This window comes from Rhodococcus sp. P4_F3_2 (assembly GCF_056401335.1).
Genome location: NZ_JBFUJN010000007.1, coordinates 115,666 through 137,951 on the forward strand (window position 1 = coordinate 115,666; position 22,286 = coordinate 137,951).

General features: G+C 61.1%; 21 protein-coding genes and 1 pseudogene. 12 read left to right on the forward strand and 10 right to left on the reverse strand.

Going from position 1 to position 22,286, the window contains the following annotated elements; translation table 11 throughout:
- Window positions 1-53: 53 nt before the first annotated feature.
- The gene (locus tag AC1DWA_RS09940) at window positions 54-494 is read left to right on the forward strand and encodes a hypothetical protein (RefSeq protein WP_019746523.1); all 441 of its coding nucleotides are present in this window, start codon (window positions 54-56) and stop codon (window positions 492-494) included.
- Between the two features lie 56 nt (window positions 495-550).
- Complete coding sequence (locus AC1DWA_RS09945) at window positions 551-1,369, forward strand: pentapeptide repeat-containing protein (RefSeq protein WP_264613780.1); 819 nt, start codon at window positions 551-553, stop codon at window positions 1,367-1,369.
- Window positions 1,370-1,404: 35 nt separating this feature from the next.
- On the opposite strand, the gene AC1DWA_RS09950 is transcribed toward AC1DWA_RS09945, so the two are convergent.
- The gene (locus AC1DWA_RS09950; protein WP_003943895.1) at window positions 1,405-1,713 is read right to left on the reverse strand and encodes a DUF6191 domain-containing protein; all 309 of its coding nucleotides are present in this window, start codon (window positions 1,711-1,713) and stop codon (window positions 1,405-1,407) included.
- Between the two features lie 134 nt (window positions 1,714-1,847).
- On the opposite strand from AC1DWA_RS09950, the gene AC1DWA_RS09955 reads away from it, so the two are divergent.
- The gene (locus AC1DWA_RS09955; RefSeq protein ID WP_477846666.1) at window positions 1,848-2,519 is read left to right on the forward strand and encodes a response regulator transcription factor; all 672 of its coding nucleotides are present in this window, start codon (window positions 1,848-1,850) and stop codon (window positions 2,517-2,519) included.
- 39 nt (window positions 2,520-2,558) lie between these two features.
- Window positions 2,559-3,338: a helix-turn-helix domain-containing protein gene (locus AC1DWA_RS09960; RefSeq protein ID WP_003943809.1), complete on the forward strand. Its 780-nt coding sequence runs from the start codon at window positions 2,559-2,561 to the stop codon at window positions 3,336-3,338.
- Window positions 3,339-3,360: 22 nt separating this feature from the next.
- On the opposite strand, the gene AC1DWA_RS09965 is transcribed toward AC1DWA_RS09960, so the two are convergent.
- Together AC1DWA_RS09965 and argE are read right to left on the reverse strand one after the other, a co-directional pair.
- Window positions 3,361-4,650: an MFS transporter gene (locus tag AC1DWA_RS09965; protein ID WP_003943831.1), complete on the reverse strand. Its 1,290-nt coding sequence runs from the start codon at window positions 4,648-4,650 to the stop codon at window positions 3,361-3,363.
- 27 nt (window positions 4,651-4,677) lie between these two features.
- The gene (gene argE / locus AC1DWA_RS09970) at window positions 4,678-5,865 is read right to left on the reverse strand and encodes an acetylornithine deacetylase (protein ID WP_477846667.1); all 1,188 of its coding nucleotides are present in this window, start codon (window positions 5,863-5,865) and stop codon (window positions 4,678-4,680) included.
- Window positions 5,866-5,976: 111 nt separating this feature from the next.
- Here argE and AC1DWA_RS09975 point away from each other — a divergent pair, with 111 nt between their 5' ends.
- The 5 genes from AC1DWA_RS09975 to AC1DWA_RS09995 all read left to right on the forward strand — a co-directional run bounded on the left by AC1DWA_RS09975 (window position 5,977) and on the right by AC1DWA_RS09995 (window position 10,210).
- The gene (locus AC1DWA_RS09975; RefSeq protein ID WP_477846668.1) at window positions 5,977-7,044 is read left to right on the forward strand and encodes an Lrp/AsnC family transcriptional regulator; all 1,068 of its coding nucleotides are present in this window, start codon (window positions 5,977-5,979) and stop codon (window positions 7,042-7,044) included.
- A 51-nt stretch (window positions 7,045-7,095) separates the two neighbouring features.
- Window positions 7,096-7,656, forward strand: coding sequence for a TIGR03086 family metal-binding protein (locus tag AC1DWA_RS09980; RefSeq protein WP_003943871.1), 561 nt, complete (start codon window positions 7,096-7,098; stop codon window positions 7,654-7,656).
- Between the two features lie 51 nt (window positions 7,657-7,707).
- Window positions 7,708-8,316: a TetR/AcrR family transcriptional regulator gene (locus AC1DWA_RS09985; protein WP_477846669.1), complete on the forward strand. Its 609-nt coding sequence runs from the start codon at window positions 7,708-7,710 to the stop codon at window positions 8,314-8,316.
- Window position 8,317: 1 nt separating this feature from the next.
- Window positions 8,318-9,214 carry a tRNA glutamyl-Q(34) synthetase GluQRS gene (gluQRS, locus tag AC1DWA_RS09990; protein WP_477846670.1) on the forward strand — a complete coding sequence of 299 codons (897 nt, stop codon included), beginning with the start codon at window positions 8,318-8,320 and terminating at the stop codon, window positions 9,212-9,214.
- A gap of 255 nt (window positions 9,215-9,469) precedes the next feature.
- Window positions 9,470-10,210: an EAL domain-containing protein gene (locus AC1DWA_RS09995; protein ID WP_003943863.1), complete on the forward strand. Its 741-nt coding sequence runs from the start codon at window positions 9,470-9,472 to the stop codon at window positions 10,208-10,210.
- A 28-nt stretch (window positions 10,211-10,238) separates the two neighbouring features.
- Here AC1DWA_RS09995 and AC1DWA_RS10000 read toward each other — a convergent pair whose 3' ends face one another.
- Window positions 10,239-10,892 carry a DUF4190 domain-containing protein gene (locus tag AC1DWA_RS10000; RefSeq protein WP_477846671.1) on the reverse strand — a complete coding sequence of 218 codons (654 nt, stop codon included), beginning with the start codon at window positions 10,890-10,892 and terminating at the stop codon, window positions 10,239-10,241.
- A gap of 130 nt (window positions 10,893-11,022) precedes the next feature.
- On the opposite strand from AC1DWA_RS10000, the gene AC1DWA_RS10005 reads away from it, so the two are divergent.
- From AC1DWA_RS10005 to AC1DWA_RS10015, 3 genes are all read left to right on the forward strand, one after another.
- A complete protein-coding gene (locus tag AC1DWA_RS10005; RefSeq protein WP_477846672.1) occupies window positions 11,023-11,718 on the forward strand; it encodes an RDD family protein in 696 nt (231 codons plus the stop codon).
- Window positions 11,719-11,726: 8 nt separating this feature from the next.
- Window positions 11,727-12,692 (forward strand): DUF2189 domain-containing protein, encoded by a 966-nt coding sequence (locus AC1DWA_RS10010; RefSeq protein WP_223304518.1) that lies wholly within the window; start codon window positions 11,727-11,729, stop codon window positions 12,690-12,692.
- A gap of 117 nt (window positions 12,693-12,809) precedes the next feature.
- The gene (locus AC1DWA_RS10015; RefSeq protein ID WP_477846673.1) at window positions 12,810-13,544 is read left to right on the forward strand and encodes a queuosine precursor transporter; all 735 of its coding nucleotides are present in this window, start codon (window positions 12,810-12,812) and stop codon (window positions 13,542-13,544) included.
- On the opposite strand, the gene tgt is transcribed toward AC1DWA_RS10015, so the two are convergent.
- The 6 genes and pseudogenes from tgt to AC1DWA_RS10045 form a co-directional block, all read right to left on the reverse strand.
- Window positions 13,535-14,824, reverse strand: a complete 1,290-nt coding sequence (gene tgt / locus AC1DWA_RS10020) for a tRNA guanosine(34) transglycosylase Tgt (RefSeq protein WP_374761970.1) — start codon at window positions 14,822-14,824, stop codon at window positions 13,535-13,537. The genes AC1DWA_RS10015 and tgt overlap by 10 nt on opposite strands.
- 54 nt (window positions 14,825-14,878) lie before the next feature.
- Window positions 14,879-15,547, reverse strand: coding sequence for a GOLPH3/VPS74 family protein (locus tag AC1DWA_RS10025; protein ID WP_020905872.1), 669 nt, complete (start codon window positions 15,545-15,547; stop codon window positions 14,879-14,881).
- A 22-nt stretch (window positions 15,548-15,569) separates the two neighbouring features.
- On the reverse strand, window positions 15,570-17,501 hold the full coding sequence (locus AC1DWA_RS10030) for an ABC transporter ATP-binding protein (protein WP_020968186.1): 1,932 nt from the start codon (window positions 17,499-17,501) through the stop codon (window positions 15,570-15,572).
- Window positions 17,498-19,231 carry an ABC transporter ATP-binding protein gene (locus tag AC1DWA_RS10035; RefSeq protein ID WP_021332868.1) on the reverse strand — a complete coding sequence of 578 codons (1,734 nt, stop codon included), beginning with the start codon at window positions 19,229-19,231 and terminating at the stop codon, window positions 17,498-17,500. Before AC1DWA_RS10035 ends, AC1DWA_RS10030 begins: the two co-directional genes overlap by 4 nt.
- Window positions 19,232-19,324: 93 nt before the next feature.
- Window positions 19,325-21,511 (reverse strand): annotated as a pseudogene (locus tag AC1DWA_RS10040) (MMPL family transporter); the annotation flags it as partial.
- Window positions 21,512-21,582: 71 nt separating this feature from the next.
- On the reverse strand, window positions 21,583-22,212 hold the full coding sequence (locus tag AC1DWA_RS10045; protein ID WP_019746492.1) for a TetR/AcrR family transcriptional regulator: 630 nt from the start codon (window positions 22,210-22,212) through the stop codon (window positions 21,583-21,585).
- Window positions 22,213-22,286 lie beyond the last annotated feature (74 nt).

Sequence of the window (22,286 nt, forward strand, 5' to 3'; positions counted from 1 at the left end):
CGGGGACTTTTTCTTTGCCACGAAGCATCGCCGAGCAGCGATACTGTCGACGAATGCGTCCCTCGACAACTGGCCGGGTCATCGCAGCAGGTACCGGCCTGATACTGAGTGCACTTGTCGACGCCCCCGTGAAAAAGTGGATGTCTCACCGCCGAACACCTGCCTACGCCGCCGGCCTCGTGGTCGCCGCGGCCGTTTATCCCGTGGCTCGGCAGGGACAAGCTCGGCAGGGACGCCTGGTCGACGTCTCCATTCCCGTTCGCGAATGGAGTGCAGTGTCCGCAACATTTGTGGTCTTCGTCGGCGCACTGGTTCTGCAGCCGAGTACCGCACGGCGACTGGTTGCAGCGAGCTGGGCCGTCCACCCGATTTTCGACCTACTTCACGAGCGTGGTCCGGAATCACGTCTGCCGGATTGGTACCCCGCAATTTGCGCGGGATACGACCTCGGAGTCGCTGGACTTCTTGCTGCCGAACCACGCAATTTCGTTTGACAGACTCACGAACTCGAAGCCAGACTTTCCGTCCAACCCAACAATCGGGAGTACGCGTGATTGCCGGCCAGACCAATCTGCTCGCGGATTGCAGCAGTTGCTTCGGCCTGTGCTGCGTCGCACTCCCCTTTTCCAAGTCCTCCGACTTCGCGACCAACAAGAATGCCGGCGACCCCTGCAAGAACCTGCAGCAGGATTTCCGCTGCGGCATTCACACCGGATTGCGAAAGAAGGGCTTCACCGGTTGCACCGTGTACGACTGTTTCGGTGCGGGACAGAAGGTTTCACAGCAGACCTACGACGGCATCAGCTGGCATGATGCCCCGGAGACCGCGTCAGACATGTTCGAAACGTTCCCTGTCGTACGCCAGTTGCACGAACTGCTCTGGTATCTCGCCGAAGCCCGCTCGCTGAAGCAAACCCACTCGATACGAAAGGAACTCGACGCTGCACTCGCAGAGACGGAAAGCCTGACCAACGGCACGCCTTCGCAGATTCAAGCCGTCGACGTCTCAGCACACCGAGCGGCAGTCAACACACTGCTCTTGCAGACGAGTGACCTTGTGCGCTCACCTGTCTCGGGCAAGAAGGGTCGCAAACTCGACCACCGCGGCGCAGACCTCATCGGCGCCAAATTTCGTGGTTCCGACCTACGTGGGGCCAACTTTCGCGGGAGTTATCTGATCGGTGCAGACCTCCGCGGCTGCGAACTCGATCGCGCCGATCTGATCGGTGCAGACTTGCGCGGCACCGACATTCGCGGCGCAAAACTCCGCGGCAGTATCTTTCTCACTCAGTTCCAGATCAACGCGGCGGTTGGCGATTCGGCTACCACACTCCCCGATTCACTGACCCGCCCCAGCCACTGGGCCTGAGCCCGACTGTCAACTCCGTCGACTGTTGACGACTGTCAACTCCGTCGACGGAGAACGACCTTGTTGGCGTCCGGATCGACGGACACCCACGGCGGGTCACCGTCCGTTCCGTCCTCACGATGCATCAATGCGCTCTGACGCTGTTCGAATTCATGATGCTTGGACCCCTGAAACAGGGCAGCAACCTCTTCGAAGCCCGCGGCCGAGACCGGACGAGTCGTACGTCCCCGAGTCCACGGCAGTGCCCGGCCGCCGGTGAGCCGGTTCCAGAGAGTCTCGGCGAACGCGAACAGGACCAGCAGCACGAGCAAGCCTGGCAGCGTCAACGCGAACAGAGTGCCCATGAAAGAAGTCTAGCGACGAACGCCCCCCGTTCCCGCAGCTTTTGATCAACCACCATATATCTGGCCCCGAGGCCGATGATCTGCCAGAATGCAAGCTGTTACGACTAGTAACACCTTCGGGGGGAGGATTTCACGTGAGCTTGATACTTGCAGCTACCGACCGTTCGGAGCTTGCCCAGACACTCGGTACCGAATTAGTACATTTCGGTCATCAAACACAGCTCGTCCGCACCGGGCGCCGCCTACTCGACGACCTGGACACCGACAGTTTCGATATCGCCGTGATCGATCTCCTTCTGCCGGACATCGACGGCTACGAGATCGCACGGCAGATCCGCTTGCGCAGTTCGATGCCGATCATGATGCTGGTGGATACCTACGAGGACATCGAAGAAGCACCACATCGCGCTGTCTCGGACTTTGTGCTGAACCCGATCGATTCTCACGCGCTCGATCTTCGGGTCACCGCAATCCTTCGTGAAACCGCACATCCCGCCCCCGGCAAACACCAACGTCACGGTGACCTGCTCCTCGATCGACGTGCGATGACGGCGACGATGGGCGGAAAGCTGCTGGTCCTCAGCCGGACCGAATGGCGGGTGCTCCTGGAGCTGTCGACCGAGCCTGGGCGCGTGTACTCACGTGATCACCTGATCCGAAACGTGTGGGGTTCCGACCACGAAAGGACGCGTGTGGTCGACGCAACCATTCTCAGCCTGAGGTCCAAACTCGAATCCGATCCCGCGAAACCGAAGTACATCAAAACCATCAGGGGATTCGGATACCGCTTCGGCCCGGTCGACTGAAGTCGCCTTCGTGTCGGTGCCGCTCGATAAGCTCTTGTCATGGGTTGGTACACACCACAATCGGTCGCCCCGGATCTCTCCGACATCCTGGTGTGTGGCTGGACGGCGTGCGCAGAAGGAGAACACCTCCTCGTGCCCGATGCTTGCATGGACGTGCTGTGGATACGCGGCGTCGGCATACGCGTCTGTGGCCCCGAAACCGCTGCATGGTCATTCACTCTTCCGCCCGGAACACGCTCCGTGGGTGTTCGATTCCGCCCTGGATCGGCATCGCCGATGTTGCGAACCTCGGCGTCCGAGCTTCGGGATTCTCGCGCTGACCTCAGCGATGTAACCGACGCACGCACGGAACGAATACTGTTGAACCGCTTGGAAAATTCCGAAGACCACGAACAGGTCTCCATCCTCGAAAGCGCTGTTCGGAGTTGGGTAAGTTCGAGTTTCCGTCACGATCCGGTGATCAACCACGTTCGCACCGCACTGTCCGAACATTCGTGGAATGTCAGCTCTCTCGCCGACGCGGCGGCGCTGACTTCGCGCCAACTCCAACGTCGATGCAACGACGCCTTCGGATACGGCCCTGCAACGCTGCGCTCGATCCTGCGCCTCCAGCGCTTCATGGCGCTCGCTCGCAGTCGACCCGCACTGGGACTCGCTGAATCCGCCGCCCACTGCGGATTCAGCGATCAGGCCCACTTGACCCGTGAATGCCGCCGAATCTCGTCGCTGACCCCGGCGGCTCTACTCCGCACCCAAGCCCCCGACTGGCACGGGTCGGATACCGTTGTCGCGCTGGCGGAGGGAGACGCGGTCGCATGATCGCTACCGCGCTCCCCCGCCGTCACTTCTGACTGAAAAGCGTCCTGGCAGACCACAGCCCGCCGAGGGAGAGCACTGCGACCGTCATGTAGTAGTAGCTCGGGGCGTCGAGCGAGCCTGTTGTACTGATCAACCAGGTCAAGACCAACGGCGCGATTCCGCCGAGCAAAGTCACTCCGAGGTTGTACGACAATGACATGCCGGTAGCCCGGATCTCTGCCGGGAACAGCGAACTCATCAAGGCAGGCAAGGGACCGAAGGCAAACGCCATGATGACACCCAGGACCGAAACAACCAGGACGAGGGTCAGAGTCGACGGGTGATCGACCATCAATTTGAAGAGCGGCCAGGCCAAGACGATTGCCGCAACGGCGGCCCAGGTCATAACTCTCGCCGGTCCGACCCGGTCTGCTAGATGACCGATCAACGGCACGGTGATCAAGGTGACCAGTCCGGCGACGATGCCGCCGAGATAGCCGGCCGAGGCGGATACTCCGAGGTTCTTCACGGCAAACGTCGGCATGTACAAGATGAGATAGATCGAGATCGTCGCGACGCCCACTACGGCGGCCCCGGTCAGCACCCGGCCGAGATGCCTGGTCAGCGTCGTCTTCAGCGGAGCCTTTTCCGGGACGCTCGTCTTGAAATCGTCCGTTTCGTCAAGCTTGGCACGGATGTAGAGTCCGACCGGCCCGACGATGATGCCGAAGAAGAACGGAACGCGCCAGCCCCACGAGTAGAGCGCTTCATGCGAAAGGTGGGTGTTGAGCACGTATCCGAACAGCGATGCCAGGAAAACCGAGGCACCCTGGCTGGCAACTTGCCAGGAAGAGTAGAACGCCTTCTTGTGTGGCGCAGTCTCCACGAGGAAGGTTGTAGCAGTACCGAATTCACCGCCGGCGGAGAATCCTTGAATGAGACGCGAAACAAGGATGACGACGCCGGCCCACGGTCCGATCATCGAGGTCGTCGGCGCCACGGCCATGATGAGCGTGCCGATCATCATCAGCATCATCGTCAACGTCAAGGCGTTCTTGCGCCCGCGACGGTCGGCATAGCTTCCGAGAACCATCCCGCCAAGCGGCCGGATGACGTACGAGATCGCGAACGTCGCGAACGTCAGTATCAAACCGAGCGTGTTGTCGCCGCCGGGAAAGAAGTTATGGGCGATGACCACTGCGAATGATGCGTAGACGATGACGTCGAACCATTCGAGCGCAGCGCCGAGTGAGCTGCTGATCACCGCCTTGCGTGCAGCGGCCAGGCGTTCCGGGGTGACTGTTCCGGAGGTTGGCGTAGTTGCCGTGGACATGGTTTTCCTTAGGGGGGTCAGGGTGGGTCAGGCGCGGGCGTGAGCGATGACGTTCCGAACGAACTGCTCGCACTGTGCCAATTGATCAAGTGTCACGTACTCGTCAGGTGCATGCGCCTGAGTGATGCTTCCCGGCCCACACACGACAGTGGGGATACCGATAGTCGCGAACATCCCGGCCTCGGTGGCGTACGCGACCTTTTCGTCCGATGCCCGACCACCCCATTGTTCGACCAGTGCGGCCGCCGAAGCATTCGCATCCGTCTCCAGGGGAGGAACCGAGGCCGACACGTGCATCGTCACGGAGGCTGACGGGTTTTCTTCCTGCATCAGGTTTTCGATCCGATTCGCCTCGGCGGCAAAGCGTTCGAGCAAATCTGCGGCGCCAGCTAAGCTGATGCTCCTGAATTCGAAAGTGATGGAGCAGTCCTCGGGGACAGTGTTCACTGCGATCCCGCCGGATACGAGATTGACCGAACACGTCGTCCAGGCCACGTCGAATGCGTCGTCGTACGGGCCGGACGCACGGAGTTCGTCGGCCGCGCTTCTGACGAATCGAATCAACTCGGCGCCGTATTCGATCGCGTTGACTCCTTGCGGAGTGAGCGACGAGTGCGCCGAAACACCATGCAGATCAACACGTATGACGTTCATCGACTTGTGTGCGCGAATGACCCGCATCTCCGACGGCTCTCCGACGACGCACACATCAGGGCGCAGGTTCCGGGAAACAACCTCCTCGACCAACCCGGCCGCACCGATGCAGCCGACTTCCTCGTCGTAGGAGAATGCAAAGTGAATCGGCTTCGCCAGCGGCCGAGCAACGATGTCGGGGATCGCAGCGACGACGATCCCGATGAACGACTTCATGTCGCACGTGCCACGTCCGTACAGGCTTCCGTCGCGAACGTCGGGCGTGAAAGGGTCGCTACTCCAGTCTTGATCGTCAACCGGCACTACGTCTGTATGGCCGGAGAACATCACACCGCCGGCAGTACTTCCGTCAGGAGGCGTGAACGTTGCCAACAAGTTGAGCTTCGTTCCCTCGTCATCGGCAACAAGTACCGGCTCGACCCCATGGCGACGTAGTTCCGCCGCAATGGGATCGATCAACGGTCGATTGCTCACGGCACTCGTCGTATCGATTCCGATGAGGCGTTGCACCCACTCGAGGCTTCTCTCGGTCGGAACAGCGGGCAACGTGGTCGATGACATCTGGTTTCTCCTTTCACAGCATGAACGCGGTGGGCACTCGCCACCGCGTTCTGCCCTTCGAGCATGAATGAAGTGATCCCAGACACAATGAAGATGCACGATACTTGCACGATGATCGAAGAAACGCAGGATTCCGCCGTACTGGACGACGTCGACCTCGCCCTGATCAATTGCCTGCAACTCGACCCGCGAGCGTCGTGGCGCACGGTTGGCGACGCGCTCAAAGTAGATCCGGTTACCGTGGCTCGCCGCTGGCAGCGGTTACAGGATTCCGGCACCGCCTGGGTCTCTGCCAGGGCAACCGGCCATGGCCGTCCGGAATCGTGTCTGGCTTTTGTCGAAGTCGACTGCACGACTTCGAACGCGTTGACGATTGCAGAACGACTTGCCCGCTGGCCGCAGGTGCTGAGCGTCGAACACACAAGCGGCCCAGGCGACTTGACACTTCTCGTCGAGGTCAGAGACATGGCTTTCCTGTCGCGCTTCCTGCTTCGGTCGCTCGCGTCGGTGCCCGGGATCGTCAGTTCGCGTGCACACCTCGTCACCGAGGTCTTCGCGATCGGAGACGACTGGAAATTGCAGGTACTCGATGCCACGCAGCGGGCGGTGATGACAGACCGGCCTGTGCGCTACAAATATGCTCCGACGGATCAGCGCCATCACGGGAAGACCTTCGACGCGGTCGACCGCCAATTGATATTGAAGCTGGGCGGGGACGGTCGATCCTCGATTGCCGAGCTCACGGTCGGTACCGGCCTCAGCGAAAGTACGGTCAGGCGGCGACTTGCCGAATTGACGTCGCGCAACCAGATCGTGTTCCGCTGCGACGTGTCTCTGCCACTGTCCGGCTGGCCCCTCGTGACCTGGGTGTGGGGGTATGTCGATCCCACAGACCGCTCGACGATTCGTGCGCTGGTGGAACGAGTGCCGGGAACGCGGGTGTGCATGCGGATCTCCGGAGGCCGCGCCAACACCCTGCTCGCGATCGCCGCACACTCCCTTCGCGAAACTCCCATTACCGAAGTACAACTCGCACAAGAGGCACCGGGCCTGGTGGTGCTGAACAGGTCAGTGGTGCTGCGATCGATGAAGAGGGTGGGCCGACTTCTCGACGACGAGGGCAAGAGTGCCGGGGTTGTACCGATGGACATCTGGGCGGAAGCCCCGGAGATCGAGTGAATGTCCGAAATAATCAATCATGACGCGCCGCGGTGGAGAAGGATTGCTGTCATGACTTCAACAGAGATCTCCCCCGCCCAGCGTTATCGGGATCTGGCCGCCGGATTCACGGCCCGGATCGACGCCGTACCCGCCGACCGCTGGGACGACGCTTCCCCCTGCGAGGGCTGGACCGCCCGCGACGTGGTGAGACACGTGCTCGACAGCGAACGAGACATGGTCAAGGTAGTCGGCCTGGAATTGGCACCCGGCCCGTCGGTCGACGACGACCCGTCGGCAGCCTGGGCGGCCGTCCGCGATTCGATGCAGGAAATTCTGGACGATCCGGCAAAGTCCACCCTGGAATACGACGGGCACTTCGGCAGGACCAACCTCGGGGCCACGGTCGAAGGGTTCTTGTGTTTCGATCTGGTCATCCACGGTTGGGACCTCGCGGCCGCAACCGGCACCGATACGACGATGCGAGACGCGGACGTGGAGTGGGTGTCGGAGATCGCCGCGGGCCTGGGCGAGTCGATCCGCATGAGCGGTGTGTGCGGCCCGGAAATACAGGTTCCGGACAACGCTGACAAAGCGACGAAACTCCTTGCCTTCCTCGGCCGGAAGGCGTGAAAAAGCACCCCTGACGTGGGCATTACTTCCATACGCATGTAATGTCGCGGTATGCCGGAACGCCGAAAATCCTCCACGAGTCCAGACCAGCTTGCGGCGGCATTGTTCGATGTCGCCGCGGAATCCGGACTGGAAAATGCCAGCGTTCGCGAGGTCGCAAAACGGGCGGGTGTCTCGATCGGCGCAGTGCAACATCATTTCTCGACCAAGGACGAGATGTTCGCATTCGCACTGCGAACACTCGTCGATCGATTGTTGACGCGACTGGCCGAATCGTCCGCCGACGCGGACCCGCATACCGCCCTGTTCCAGGCGCTCTCGCAACTCCTGCCCCTCGACGAGCAACGCACGCGTGAGGCGCATGTGCTCGCCGCGTTTGCCGTGCGCGCCGCAACCAGTGAGTCACTCTCCGAAATTCGCCGGACAACCCTGTTCACAATCCGCACCGGCATCTCGACAGTTCTGATCGGCATCGGAACTCCGGAAGCGGAAACCAGAGCGGCACTTCTGCTTTCAACCGTCAATGGATTGGCACTCGACGCACTCGGAAGCCCCGCCATGTATCCGCCGCAGTACCTCGATCACGCTTTGGAAACCCAGATCCGCCTCACCCTGCACGACGCCGAGAACCCGCTCACCTCCGTCGGGCTCGCCAGCTGACGTGGAAGGAGCAGGACGCTTCGCGCCGAGCCCGTCCGGCGATCTCCATCTGGGTAACCTCCGGACTGCCCTCCTGGCCTGGCTGTTCGCCCGCACCAGCGGGCGCGACTTCCTCATTCGGGTAGAGGATCTCGACCGTGTCCGCCCCGGCGCGATGGAACGACAACTCGACGATCTGCGCAGGCTCGGCCTCACGTGGGACGGCCCAGTCGTATTGCAGTCACACCGTCTTCCCTTGTACCACAAGGCTATCGACCAATTGCGCGAGCGTGACCTGACCTATCCCTGCTTCTGCACACGCAAGGAGATCCTGCAGGCACCGTCAGCGCCCCATGCTCCAGACGGCGCCTACCCCGGCACGTGTCGGAACCTTTCGGAGGCCGAACGCGCCGAGAAATCGGCAAGTGGCCGATCTCCCGCGCTGAGGCTACGGGCCGGCATCGACTCGTTCACCGTCAATGACGAACTGTTCGGCGAGGTGACGGGACCAGTCGACGACGTCGTCCTGCTCCGCGGAGACGGGGTGCCCGCTTACAACCTTGCCGTTGTCGTCGACGACGGTGCACAGGACATCGACCAGGTGGTTCGCGGCGACGACCTCCTGACCTCGGCTCCACGTCAGGCATACCTTGCCCAGCTGCTCGACATCGAACCACCGTCGTACGCCCACGTTCCTCTTGCCTTGAACAGTGAAGGCAAGCGACTCGCGAAGCGCGACGGCGCAGTGACTCTGGCAGATCAACTCGAGGCCGGACGCAGTACCGAGCAGGTTCTGACGATGATCGCGTCGAGCATCGGTCTCGCCGAACCCGGCGAGGTTGTCACACCACCCCAATTGGCGGATCGATTCGACTCTCGCAAGATCCCCCGGACCCCGTGGATTTTCCCGGCGAAGTAAGTGACGTATCAATCGGTGCCTCGTCGGAACAAAACTACGATTGTCCGATATGACAAAGCCGTCAGCAATAGCTATTCGTTGGCAATTCTCGAATAGTGAAGTACGGTCGAGACTGGCGAAGGAAATTCAGGGCGAGTTGTTCCTGTAAAACCACGCCCGGGATCTGAACCTGGAATCCGACCACAGTACCCACTTGCAGCATCCACGCTGACACGCACGTGCGGCACGGGCGACTCAGGACGAAAAGGAATACGCATGGTCCGCGAGCTTCGCGAGGCACTCGACGACCATCAATTCGAGGTGTTGTATCAACCCCAGGTCAATCTGAACTCGTCAGCAATTATCAGCTATGAAGCTCTTTTGCGTTGGCGCCATCCGCTGCGAGGGTTGATCGAACCTCAAGATTTCATGCGCTCCGCCGAATCCTCTGGGCTCATCATTCCCATCGGGCTACAAGCTCTGGAAATGATTTGTGCCCAAACAGCGTCGTGGCCTGAGCACATGATGGTCGCGGTCAACTTTTCACCTCGCCAACTCGCTACCCCGCACGCCGCTCACGAGATCCTCGGAGCCCTCGACAGTTCACAAACGCCACTGAGCAGAATAATCGTGGAAGTCACCGAGCTCGGCGTCGTAGGCCGGCATGCCGCCGAGACTCTTCACGTCTTGCACAACGAGGGAATTCGAATCGCGCTGGATGATTTCGGGGCGGGCTTCGCGTCTTTCTCCGCATTGTCGGAATTGCCGCTCGACATTCTCAAGATCGACCAATCCTTGACCTGGGCCGTCAGCGCAGCGGGTCGTGCTGGAGACCGCGCCTTCATGGTCATGGAGTCCATCGCCGACATCGCTCGGAAGCTAGGGCTTGATTCGATCGCAGAGGGCGTCGAAACCGCGGAACACGCAGCCAACGTCTTGCGGGCCGGCTGCGACATGGGCCAGGGCTATTACTTCGGCAAGCCACTTCCTGCGTCGTCCGTCGTCACTCCCGTGTGAGCGCTCGCCACTTCAGCACGACGACACTTCAGTACGACGACGATGCACTCGCTATGAGTGCGACCACGAGAATCACGGCAAAAATTGCCAAGAAGGCCGCGCCGACCGCAATTCCGGCTATCGCAAGCCCGCGCCCCTGTTGACCTGTCTGCTTGATCTGATTGAGCGCGACAATTCCCAGAATGATTCCGACGATTCCGCCGAGACTGTAGAAGCAACCACCCGCAAGCGATACAACCAGCGATGCAATTGCGAGACCATTGGTGCCGACCGGCTGCATCGTCGGTGCGTACCCACCCGCGAATTGATTCGGTTGACCGTACGGGTTCGGAGGTTGGCCGTACTGAGGCTGTCCGTATTGAGCTTGTCCGTATTGTCCGGATTGCTGATATTGATTCTGCTGATATTGATTCTGCGGTCCGAAATTCTGCGGCGGCAGGTACGGGTTCGGTTCACCGATTCCGCCCGGCTGGGGGTTATTACCGGGCGGGTTGTACGACGGCGGTGGATAACCCGGGTACTGCTCGTTGGGAGTGGTATATCCGGGAACTTCAGGTGAAGACTGCGTTTCGGACGGGGACACGCCGTACCCCTCAGGAGGCAGGCTCGGAAATTCTCCGTACCCAGGTTTTGCCTGGTAATCGCTCGAAGAATCGTCGTTGTTGCCCCCGGAACTCGTCATACAACGCAGCCTAAACCACAGGTGACCTCCGAATCCAAGTGAGCAGATGTCATCCACATCGCTCTTTGATCCCAGTAGGGTCATATCCACTGTCACACTCGAGCGCGATATTTACGACTGAGGGGAACACATGACAACCGGTGGGTACGACCCCAACCAGAATCCAGAAGGCGGGAAGCAATTCCCACCCCAGGATCCATATGGCCAGCAGGGAACACCTCCTCCCGGAAGTTACCCCCCTCCCGCCGGCCCCCCGCAAGGCGGAAGCTACCCGCCCCCTCAGGGTGGCAACTACCCGCCTCCCGGTGGATACCCGCCGCCGCCCCAGGGCGGAAACTTCCCGCCGCCTCCGCAGTTCAACGACCAAGGTGCGTACGGCGGAGGAAACCGGCTGCCTTCGGGTGCTCAGCCGGGCGATCTGTGGATTCGACTCGGTGCCCGCATCATCGACGGCATCATCGTCGGCGTCATCGCCGCGGTTCTGGCTCTATTGGTCAGTGACTCCGACAGCTTGATTCTGGTCTCGGGACTGTTCTCGGGAATTCTGACCTTCGCTTACTTCATCGCAATGGAAGTAACGCAGGGTCGGACTTTGGGAAAGATGATTCTGGGCCTTTCAGTACACGGTCCGGGTGGCGCACCTCGCCCCTCCGTCCAGCAGTCTGCAATTCGCAACGCCTTCACGTTGCTCTCGATCATTCCGATCATCGGCGGAATCCTCGCGTTGGTCGCCTACATCGTCATCGCGGTCACGATCAACAACAGCCCCACCAAGCAGGGCAAGCATGACGAGCTCGCTGGTGGAACTCAGGTAGTCAAGGGTTAGGTGCGCATATGACAACCGGTGGGCACGACCCCAACCAGAATCCCGAGGACGGAAAGCAATTCCCGCCCCAGGATCCCTACGGCCAGCAGGGAACGCCTCCTCCTGGGAGCTATCCTCCGCCGGCGGGGCCTCCGCAGGGCGGAAGCTACCCGCCGCCTGGTGGATACCCCCCACCTCCTCAAGGTGGCAATTACCCGCCGCCAGGTGGATATCCGCCGCCGCCTCAGGGCGGAAGCTATCCCCCTCCCGGTGGCAACTACCCCCCGCCCGGTGGATACCCGCCACCTCCCGGAGGCGGTAACTTCCCACCGCCGCCCGCCAACGACTACGGCGCAGGATTCGGTGGACCGCAGCTTTCCGTGGGCGCCGCAATTACCTACGGCTGGAACAAGTTCAAAGACAACGCATTGGTTTGGATCGGAATCTCGATCATCGCGTTCTTGATCGCCGGACTGATCCAGGGCGCTTTCAACGGTTTCGACTACACCAATACCGAATTCAGCGCGCTGTCGATCGTGGGTGGATTGGTCACCGCTATCGTCGGCTACATCATCCAAGCCGCATTCCTTCGTGGAGCGTTGAGCGAATTGGATGGAATCAAGCCGGCTTTCGGCACCTTCTTCCAATTCACCAACATCGGCGCAGTTGTTCTCGGCGGTTTCCTGGTAGCAGTGGCAACTTACGTCGGTTTGGCTCTCTGCATCATTCCCGGCATCATCGCGGCATTCCTGCTCTACTACACGCTGACCTTCATCGTGGACAAGAATCAGGATGCGATTTCGGGCATCAAATCGAGTTACGCGTTGACCTCGTCGAACGTCGGAACGTTGGTCCTGCTGGCGCTCGCTCTGATCGGTATCAACATCGTCGGTGCGCTGCTGTGTGGAATCGGTCTTCTGGTGACGGCGCCCGTCGCGTTGATCGCCAGCACCTACGCATACCGCGTGCTGACCGGCGGCCATGTAGCTGCCTGATCCGTTCGTTTGCATCACCGAAGGCCCTGCGGTTCCACGTGAAACCGCAGGGCCTTCGGTGTGTTCTGCGCAACTGGACGGTCGCCAACTCGCATCCGAGCGCCTTGTGGTGCTTGGATGACGGACGTGACAGCTCAGGATCAGCAAGACGAATCGACCCACGAAACCAAATTTGCGCACGTCAGCCGGGGTTATTACCCGACGATCGTCGCGCTCTTCACCGCAACGCTGCTGATCTCGAACGTGGCGGCGACCAAGGGGGTCGCCTTCTTTGCGGATTCCGACTTCTCGCTCGGTCCCTTGCAGATTCTGCCCATAATCACCGATGGTGGATTCTTCTTGTTCCCGCTTGCCTACGTCCTCGGTGACGTACTCAGCGAGGTGTACGGCTTCCAAGCGACCCGACGCGCGATCTACCTGGGCTTCGGCGCACTGATTCTTGCCGCCGCGTGCTTCTGGATCGCTGTACAACTCCCGTCGGCAGAGTTCTACGAGAACCAGGCCGCCCTCGAAACCGTGGTCGGCGTCATTCCCCGGCTGCTGGTCGCAGGATTGGCCGCCTACCTCGTCGGCCAGCTGCTGAACTCCCTGGTCCTGGTCATGATGAAAAAGCGCATGCAGGAGAAGCACCTGTGGGCGCGGCTGATCGGCTCGACCGTCGTCGGCGAATTCGCCGACACCCTCATCTTCTGTTCCATCGCAGCCGGTGTCATCGGCATCAGTACGTGGGAAGACTTCATCAACTACGTGCTGGTTGGCTTCCTGTGGAAGACGCTTGTCGAGGTTCTGGTCATGCCGATCACCTACCGCGTCATCGCCTACGTGAAGAAGCGCGAACCGACCTACGTCTGAGGTGCAGGCGTCTTCGCCGCATAGAACTTTCCGAGCATGTCCGCTTTGAAGTCGTGGAAGTATCCGCCTTCGATGCTGGCTCGGATGTCGTCGACCAACTTCACGGTGAATCGCTCGTTGTGGATGGTGCACAGCGTCGACGCGAGCATTTCCTTCGCCTTGAACAGGTGATGGATGTACGCGCGGGTGTAATTGGCGCAGGTGTAGCAGTCGCACTCGTCGTCGATAGGCGTGAAGTCACGACGGAATCGGCTGGTGTTGATGTTGAACCGGCCGGAGCGGACGTAGATCGCCGCGTTGCGAGCAACACGCGACGGATTGACGCAGTCGAAAGTGTCCGCACCGTTCTCGATTGCGACGAAGAAGTCGTCCGGTTCACTGATGCCGAGCATATGACGCGGCTTGTTCTCGGGTAGTTCCTCGTTACACCAACGCACAATTGTGCCGAGGTTCTGCTTCTCGAGGGCGCCGCCGATGCCGTAGCCGTCGAAACCGTATCCGTTCTCGCCTTCGATCGACTCGAGTCCGCGGCAGGCTTGACGACGCAGATCTTCGTACTGCGCGCCTTGGATCACGCCGAAGAGAGCCTGATAGGGCTTGTCGGCGCGTTCGACAGTGAGTTTCTCGTGCTCGTTGATGCAGCGGATCGCCCAGGCCTGCGTGCGCTCGACCGATCGCTCCTGATAGCCGCGGGTGTTAAGCAACGTGGTGAGCTCGTCGAACGCGAACATGATGTCGGCGCCCAGCTGATGCTGAATCTGCATCGACACCTCGGGGGTGAACCGATGCTTGCTGCCGTCGAGGTGCGATTTGAACGTCACGCCCTCGTCGTCCACCGTCGCGAGACGCTCCTTGCCCTTTGCGATGACGTCGTCGGACTGCACGCCGACGGCCTCCATCGCGAGCACCTTCTTGAACCCGACACCAAGAGACATCACCTGGAAGCCACCGCTGTCGGTGAAGGTAGGCCCGTCCCAGTTCATGAACTTGCCCAACCCGCCGGCCTCGTCGACGATGTCGGGTCCCGGCTGCAGGTACAGGTGGTACGCATTAGCGAGCAACGACTGCGCACCGAGTTCCTTCATGGACTCCGGCAGCACGGCCTTGACCGTGGCCTTGGTTCCGACGGCCACGAACGACGGAGTCGCGATATCGCCGTGCGGTGTGTGGATGGTGCCGGTTCGTCCGAGCCGGTCCTCGAGCCTGGTCCCCATGGTGAAAATCGACTCGGGACGCTTGTCGACGGCGGGCACGGGCGGTGTCGGAACTGCAGAAGTCACGGGCTCAATCCTGTCACAGCTGCAGAAAGGGCCACGTCGTGCAGTATCGCTCCGTCACGATCCCGAGGATGTCGACACGGCAATTGTTGCGGTGAGCGCCGCAGTGGTGGCTGCCTGCGTCGCCGCGATCGACTGCCGCACTGCCTCGCTCGCCCAGTTTCCTTGCGACAGCACTTTCGCTCGCGCTTTCGCCGCCTTGAACTGATCGGCCGGAACGACCACCTTGAGCATGTTCGCGCCTGCCAAGATCGACACCAATGCACCTTCGGTGGGGGTGGGTTGGCGGACCCCCAGCAGAATCTCACGAAGCACGAAGCGCAGTTGATCCTCGTACCGCGGATTGGTCGCCGGCCATCTAACGGTCGGAAAGAACCCGAGCACTTGATGTTCCACGGCCGTCACAATTCCGCGGGCTCCCATACCCGCATAGAGCGCCTTCCTTGCGCCCTTCGCAAGTCGGTTCACCACCGCAGTTGGCCGGGCCGGTGGTTTCTCGGCCAGCCGTGCCAATGCAGCGTTGAGAGTGGGATCCGCGAGTGGCCGATTGTCGATGACGACTGCCCGCGCCCGCCATCCGGCGCCGTCGAGGCGGACGCGGTCGGCAAGCACAAGCTCGACCAACAAGGCGCCTCCGAGCGCAACATCGACGTAGGACGACGAACGCAGCAGCTTTCCGCTGACGTCGTCGGTGGCGAGCAACAGCAGATCCTCGGCAATCAGCATGCTCACCACCGTAGTAGTGCGATTAGATCTCCGCGCCCACGAATTGGCTGTTGTACAGACGGAAGTACGCGCCGCGGGATTCGAGCAGAGCCTCATGGCTCCCCTGCTCCACGATGCGGCCTTCCTCCATCACCACGATCAGGTTCGCATCACGAATTGTCGAAAGACGGTGCGCGATGACAAAACTGGTGCGGTCACTGCGCAGAACCGCGGTGGCGCTCTGTACCAGTAGTTCGGTGCGTGTGTCCACCGAACTGGTCGCCTCGTCGAGGATCAGAATAGACGGCTGCGAGATGAAGGCGCGGGCGATGGTGATGAGCTGCTTCTCGCCGGCACTGACGTTGCTGCCTTCCTCGTCGATGACCGTGTCGTAACCCTCAGGCAGAGAGTGCACGAACTTGTCGACGTAGCTCATCTCGGCCGCGCGACGAATCTCCTCGTCGGTGGCACCGGGCTTGCCGTACGCGATGTTCTCGCGGATGGTTCCACCGAACAGCCACGCGTCCTGCAGAACCATGCCGATGCGTGAACGCAGATCGTCTCGCGTCATGTCGGCGATATCGATGCCGTCCAAAGTGATTCGGCCCGAATTGAGTTCGTAGAACCGCAGGATGAGGTTGACGAGGGTGGTCTTGCCTGCCCCGGTGGGGCCGACGATGGCAACCATCTGGCCGGGCTCGGCGGTCAGGGACAGGTCCTCGATCAGCGGCTGTTCCGGCTTGTAACTGAAGGTGACGTTCTCGAACTTGACGCGGCCCTTGTCAACCGTGGGCGACTTCGCGCCCTTCGGGTCCTCCGACTGCTCGTCTTGGTCGAGCAGCGCAAAAACACGCTCGGCCGAAGCGACACCGGACTGCAGCAGATTTGTCATCGACGCGATCTGCGTGAGCGGCTGGGTGAACTGACGCGAGTACTGGATGAACGCCTGCACGTCGCCGAGCGTCATCGTTCCGGATGCGACGCGCATACCACCCACCACTGCGATGGCAACGTAATTGAGGTTGCCGAGGAACATCACGGCCGGCATGACCAGACCGGAGATGAACTGCGCCTTGAAGCTCGACTCGTACAGATCCTCGTTCTGCTTGCGGAAGCGCTCCTCGACCTCGTGCTGGCGGCCGAACACCTTGACCAACTCGTGACCGCTGAATGCTTCCTCGACCTGTGCATTGATTCCGCCGGTGCTCTTCCACTGCGCGACGAAGTGCTTCTGCGAACGTTTCGCGATGAACGCCGTGACCATGATCGACAGCGGAACAGTTGCCACTGCAATCAGGGCGAGCAACGGTGAGATCCACAGCATCATCACCAGAATGCCCAGGACGGTCATCACCGACATGACCAACTGGCTGAGCGTCTGCTGCAAGCTCTGCGCGACATTGTCGATGTCATTGGTCACGCGCGAGAGTACGTCACCGCGGGCATGGGTATCGAAGTACCGCAAGGGAAGTCGATGAATCTTCTGTTCGACGTCCTCACGCAGACGGCGAACGGTCCGTTGCACAACGATGTTGAGCAGATACGCCTGCAGCCAACTGAACAGCGACGCGCAGACGAACAGCAGCAGCACGATCATCAAGACCTTGCCGACGGCGTCGAAATCGATTCCGGTTCCGGGCACAACGGCCATGCCGGACACCATGTCGGCGAGTTGACCCTGCCCCGAAGCACGCAATCCTTCGACAGCCTGTTCCTTTGTCGTCCCCGGCTGGAGTTGCTTACTGACGATGCCGTCGAAGATCAGATTGGTGGCGTTTCCCAGGATCTTCGGCGCGATCGAGGAAAGTACGACGCTTGCCGTCACCAAAGCGAAGATCAGGATGACGATCGGCTTGTCCGGGCTCAAGCGACCGAGGAGACGCTTGAGCGAAGGGCCGAAGTTCATGGCCTTCTTGGTGGGATCGCCGCCGCCGGGCGGGCCGATGGGAGGCGAGGAAGTCGGTCGATTACTCATGATGCGTCCTGTACGGCTAGCTGAGAGGCGACGATTTCGCCGTAGGTGGGACAACTGACCACGAGTTCGTCGTGCGTGCCGATCCCCACGATGGCGCCGTCGTCGAGCACGATGATCTGATCGGCCTCGACGATAGTGGAGATACGCTGCGCGACAACGACTATGCAGGCGTCTTGCGTGACCGGCCGGAGCGCCGCACGCAGCCGTGCGTCGGTAGTGAGGTCGAGTGCCGAGAAGGAATCGTCGAACAGATAGATCTGCGGCTTACGCACCAACGCTCTCGCGATGGCGAGTCTCTGACGCTGACCGCCCGATACCGTCGTACCGCCTTGTGCCACCGGTGTGTCCAGGCCTTCTGGCATGGCGCGGACGAAGTCGGCAGCTTGGGCGATCTCGAGGCACTCCCACAGCCATTCGTCGGTAGCTTCGGGGTTTCCGTAGCGGAGATTGGTGGCGACAGTGCCGGAGAACAGATACGGCTTCTGCGGGACCAGACCGATCACCGAGCAGAGCAGCTCCGTGTCGATGTCGCGGACGTCGACGCCGCCCACCGATACCGATCCGGAGGTGGAGTCGATCAATCGCGGAATCAGGTTGAGCAGAGTGGTCTTTCCCGACCCGGTGCCGCCGATGATCGCCGTCGTCTTGCCTGGTTCGGCGCGGAAGGTGATGTCGCGCAACACTGGCTCCTCGGCTCCGGGGAACTGGAACTGAGCTCCACGAAGTTCGACGACGCCCGGGTCCTTCAACTCCAGGACAGGATTCTCGGGCGGAATCACCGAGGAATCGGTGTCGAGTACCTCGGAGATACGTTCGGCGCACACCGACGCACGCGGCAGCATCACCGCCATGAAGGTGGCCATCATGACGGCCATCAGGATCTGCATGATGTAGCTGAGCATCGCGGTGAGCGAGCCGATCTGCATCGAACCCTCGTTGATCTGATGGCCACCGAACCAGATGACCGCGACGCTGGTGACATTGCTGATCAGCATCACGAGCGGGAACATCAGTGCCATGAGGCGGCCGACGCCGAGTGCAGTCTCCGTCAGTTCGCGGTTGGCGTCGCCGAAACGCTCTACCTCGTACGGTTCCCGTACAAACGCTCGGACGACGCGGATGCCCGTGATCTGTTCGCGAAGAACACGGTTGACGGCGTCGAGGCGGCCCTGCATGACCCTGAATCCGGGGACCATCCGGGCAATCAGGAAACCCATCGAGACTACGAGGAGCGGGACGCTGATCCCGAGGATCCAGGAAAGATTCAGGTCCTGTCGTAGAGCCATGATGATGCCGCCGATACACATGATCGGAGCCATGACGAGGATGGTGCAACTCATCACGACCATCATCTGTACTTGCTGGACGTCGTTGGTATTGCGGGTGATCAGCGAAGGCGCACCGAAGTGCCCGACTTCCCTGGCCGAGAACGTCCCGACCTGATGCAACACCGACGCTCGGAGATCGCGCCCGACGCCCATGGCGACTCGCGCTCCGAAGAAGACGGCACCCACTGAGCACAGGATCTGCGTCAGCGTGACCATCAGCATCATCCCGCCGGTGGAGAGGATGTAGCCGGTGTCGCCTTTGGTCACGCCGTTGTCGATGATGTCGGCGTTGAGACTCGGAAGGTAAAGGGCCGCCATAGTCGAAATAAACTGCAGGACGACAACGCCCGTGAGTTCACCCCGGTACGGCGTCAGATAAGTGCGCAGCAGCCTGATCAGCATAGTGAGCGAAGGTTACCAATCCTGGCCGACATGTGCCGCTGGATATTTCGATACACAAAAACAGCTGTGCGCCTTTATTAACCGCGGGGGGTTAATAAAGGCGTCGAAGAACACCGCCGCGGCGAGCGCGAATCCGATCGACTTGATGAACGAGTTCGGTTCTGCGATGAAGGCACCGAACACGGAGATCATGATGACCGCGGCCGCACTGACCACGCGGGCACCGTGGTTGAAGCCGATTGTCACGGCCTCCTTCGCGCTCGCACCGTGGACGTACTCCTCACGCATACGCGTCACGAGGAACACCTGGTAGTCCATCGCCAACCCGAACACCACGCCGATCAGGAAGATCGGCATGAAACTCACGAGCGGTTGCGGGTTCGAGATGATGCCCAACCAACCGTGCTGGAAGATCGCCACCGTCGCACCGAATGTCGCGAGCACGCTGAGCAGGAAGCCGAGCGTCGCGGTCAGCGGAACCAGGATCGAGCGGAACACCAAGAGCAACAGGATGAATGCAAGGCCGACCACTACGGCAAGGTAGGGCACCAATGCATCCTTCAGCGTGTCCGAGACGTCGCCTTCGAGTGCGGTCTGACCGGTGATGCCGTAGCTGACGCCGATCGAATCGTTGAGTCCCGCTTCTGCTCCGCGGAGGCTGCCCACCAGATCCATCGTGGCCGGATCGGTCGGTCCGCTCTTCGGAGTGATCAGTACCTGCGCGGTGTTGCCGGCCTCGTTGACTCCGACGACCTGTGCGTTCTGGACGTCACCGAAGCTCGAGATGGTCGAGACGACCTCCGCAAAGGCCTCCCCGGCGGGGACGCTGGCATCCTTGGCGTCGACAACGGCGATCAGTGGTCCGTTGCGGCCGTCACCGAAGCCCTCGTCGATCAGGTCGTACGCCTGACGCGCACTGGTCGCCGGGTCACCGGTGGCCTCCGACGGCAATGCCAGGCTCAATCCCGTTGCGGGCAGAGCCAATGCGCCCAGAAGGACTACTCCACCGATCAGCGGCACGAGCGGACGACGAACGACGGCGGTGATGAAGCGCAGAGCCAGCTTCGGCTTGCCTGAATCATCGTTTTCGGACTCCTCCGCACGCTTGCTGAGGAAGGGAATCTTGCCGGCAAAAGCCTTGCGCCCGAACATACCCAGGATCGCGGGCAGCAAGGTCAATGCGATCAGGACCGCGATCAGCACGGTGAAGGCCGCTGCCGCACCCATGTCCGAGAGGAACGGGATGCCGACGACACGCAAGGCAACGAGCGCGATGATGACTGTCAAACCGGCGAATACCACTGCGGAACCGGCGGTTCCGACGGCGCGACCTGCTGCTTCGGCACGGTTGTCGGTGAGGGTGAGCTCATGCCTGAACCTGGACATGATGAACAGCGAGTAGTCGATCGCCACGGCCAGACCGATCATGATCGCCAGCGTCGGAGTCATCGAACTGAGATCCATGAATCCGGTGGCAACCGTGATTCCAAGGCTGCCGATAGCGATACCGATGATCGCGGTGAGGAGCGGAAGCCCCGCGGCCACAAGCGAACCGAACGTGATGGCCAGAACGACAGCGGCAACGGCGATACCGATCAGCTCGGTGACACCACCGGGCATCTCCGCTTCCTGTGCAGCAGAACCACTGACCTGGACGTTGAGTCCCTCGGCCCGACCGACATCGGCTGCGGAGTTGATCGAATCACGCAACGCCTGGTCGAGATCGGCGAAGTCGCCGCTGAACGGAACCTCGACGTACCCGACCGTGCCGTCGGCACTGAGCGGCGACAACGCGCGCGCGTCGTCCACGGCCTGCGTCTCGGAAGTTCCAGCCGCAGCAGCCTTTTCCTTGAACATCGCAACCATGGAGTCGTTGCCGGTAACCGGATTGACCAACGCCTTCGCGGCCTGTTCCGGAGTGGCAGTCGCCGGGTCCACCTTGGCGGAGTCGGCGACCTTGTCGATGCCACGAATACTCGCGAGCATGTCGTCCATGGCCTTGACGTTCGCCGGATCGGCCAGCGTCGTGCCCGCCGGAGCTTGCACTACGTATCGCGCGCTCAGCGAATCCATCGGGTTGGGCGCGTCGGGAAAACGCTCCGCCATCAGGTCTTGCGCCTGCTGTGCCGGGGTTCCCGGAATGGAGAACGAATCCTTGGTGGGGCCGGACAGAGTGGCTGCCCCGACGCCCATCAGGACCAGGATTATCAGCCAAACGCTGAGGACCGCGCCTTTTCGCCGGTAGGCGAACTTGCCGATCCGATAAAGATAGGTGGCCACGACGGGCTCCTTGCTGTTTCGGTGCGTGTACGTGGACAGGTGTTACGTGTGGGGCTCAGAGACGGGACATCTCAGGGACGCGACATCTCAGGGGCGGGCGGCGGCGCGGGGAATCCGGCACGAATCTGCCGAAAAGCGTCGTGAACCAACTCCTCCGGACTGGAAGCCTCCGACTTTCCGCCAGTCCAGACGTCGATCACCGATTTAGCGGCTCCGCCCACCGCTCCCAGGAGGAGCGTCGGGTACAGGTCCTTCTCGGCGTCGGTACCGGTGCGTTCCGCCAATGCCTGAACGACTGCACGGTTGATCCGCTGATGCATGTCTGCGGCATCCCGGTAGAGCGCGGGACTCGAATCCGACAGCAGCCAGATACTTGCCTTCTCACTCCCACTCGGACCTGAGTCGTTCACGATTTCGACCACAAGTTCTTCGAGGACGTCGAGAATTGGTTCGTCCGCGGGCCGCGACGCAAGCGCCTCGATCCACAGGTTCACCGATTCCTCGAAACTGGCGAGCACTGCCTCCTCCTTGCTGGAGAAGTAGTTGTGGAACGTCCTCGTCGACACTCCGGCCTCGGAGGCGATCGCGTCAGCGGTGACGCATTCGATCCCCAGCGCACGAGCGAGCCGTGCTGCCGCGCCACTGAGTGCGGCACGGGTTGCTGCCTTCTTGCGGTCGCGAAGGCCTTGTTCGATGATCACTCCAACACGGTACCCAACTTGCAGAGCTCTGCAACTTTGCAGAGGTCTGCAATATTGTGCGATCGAACACACAG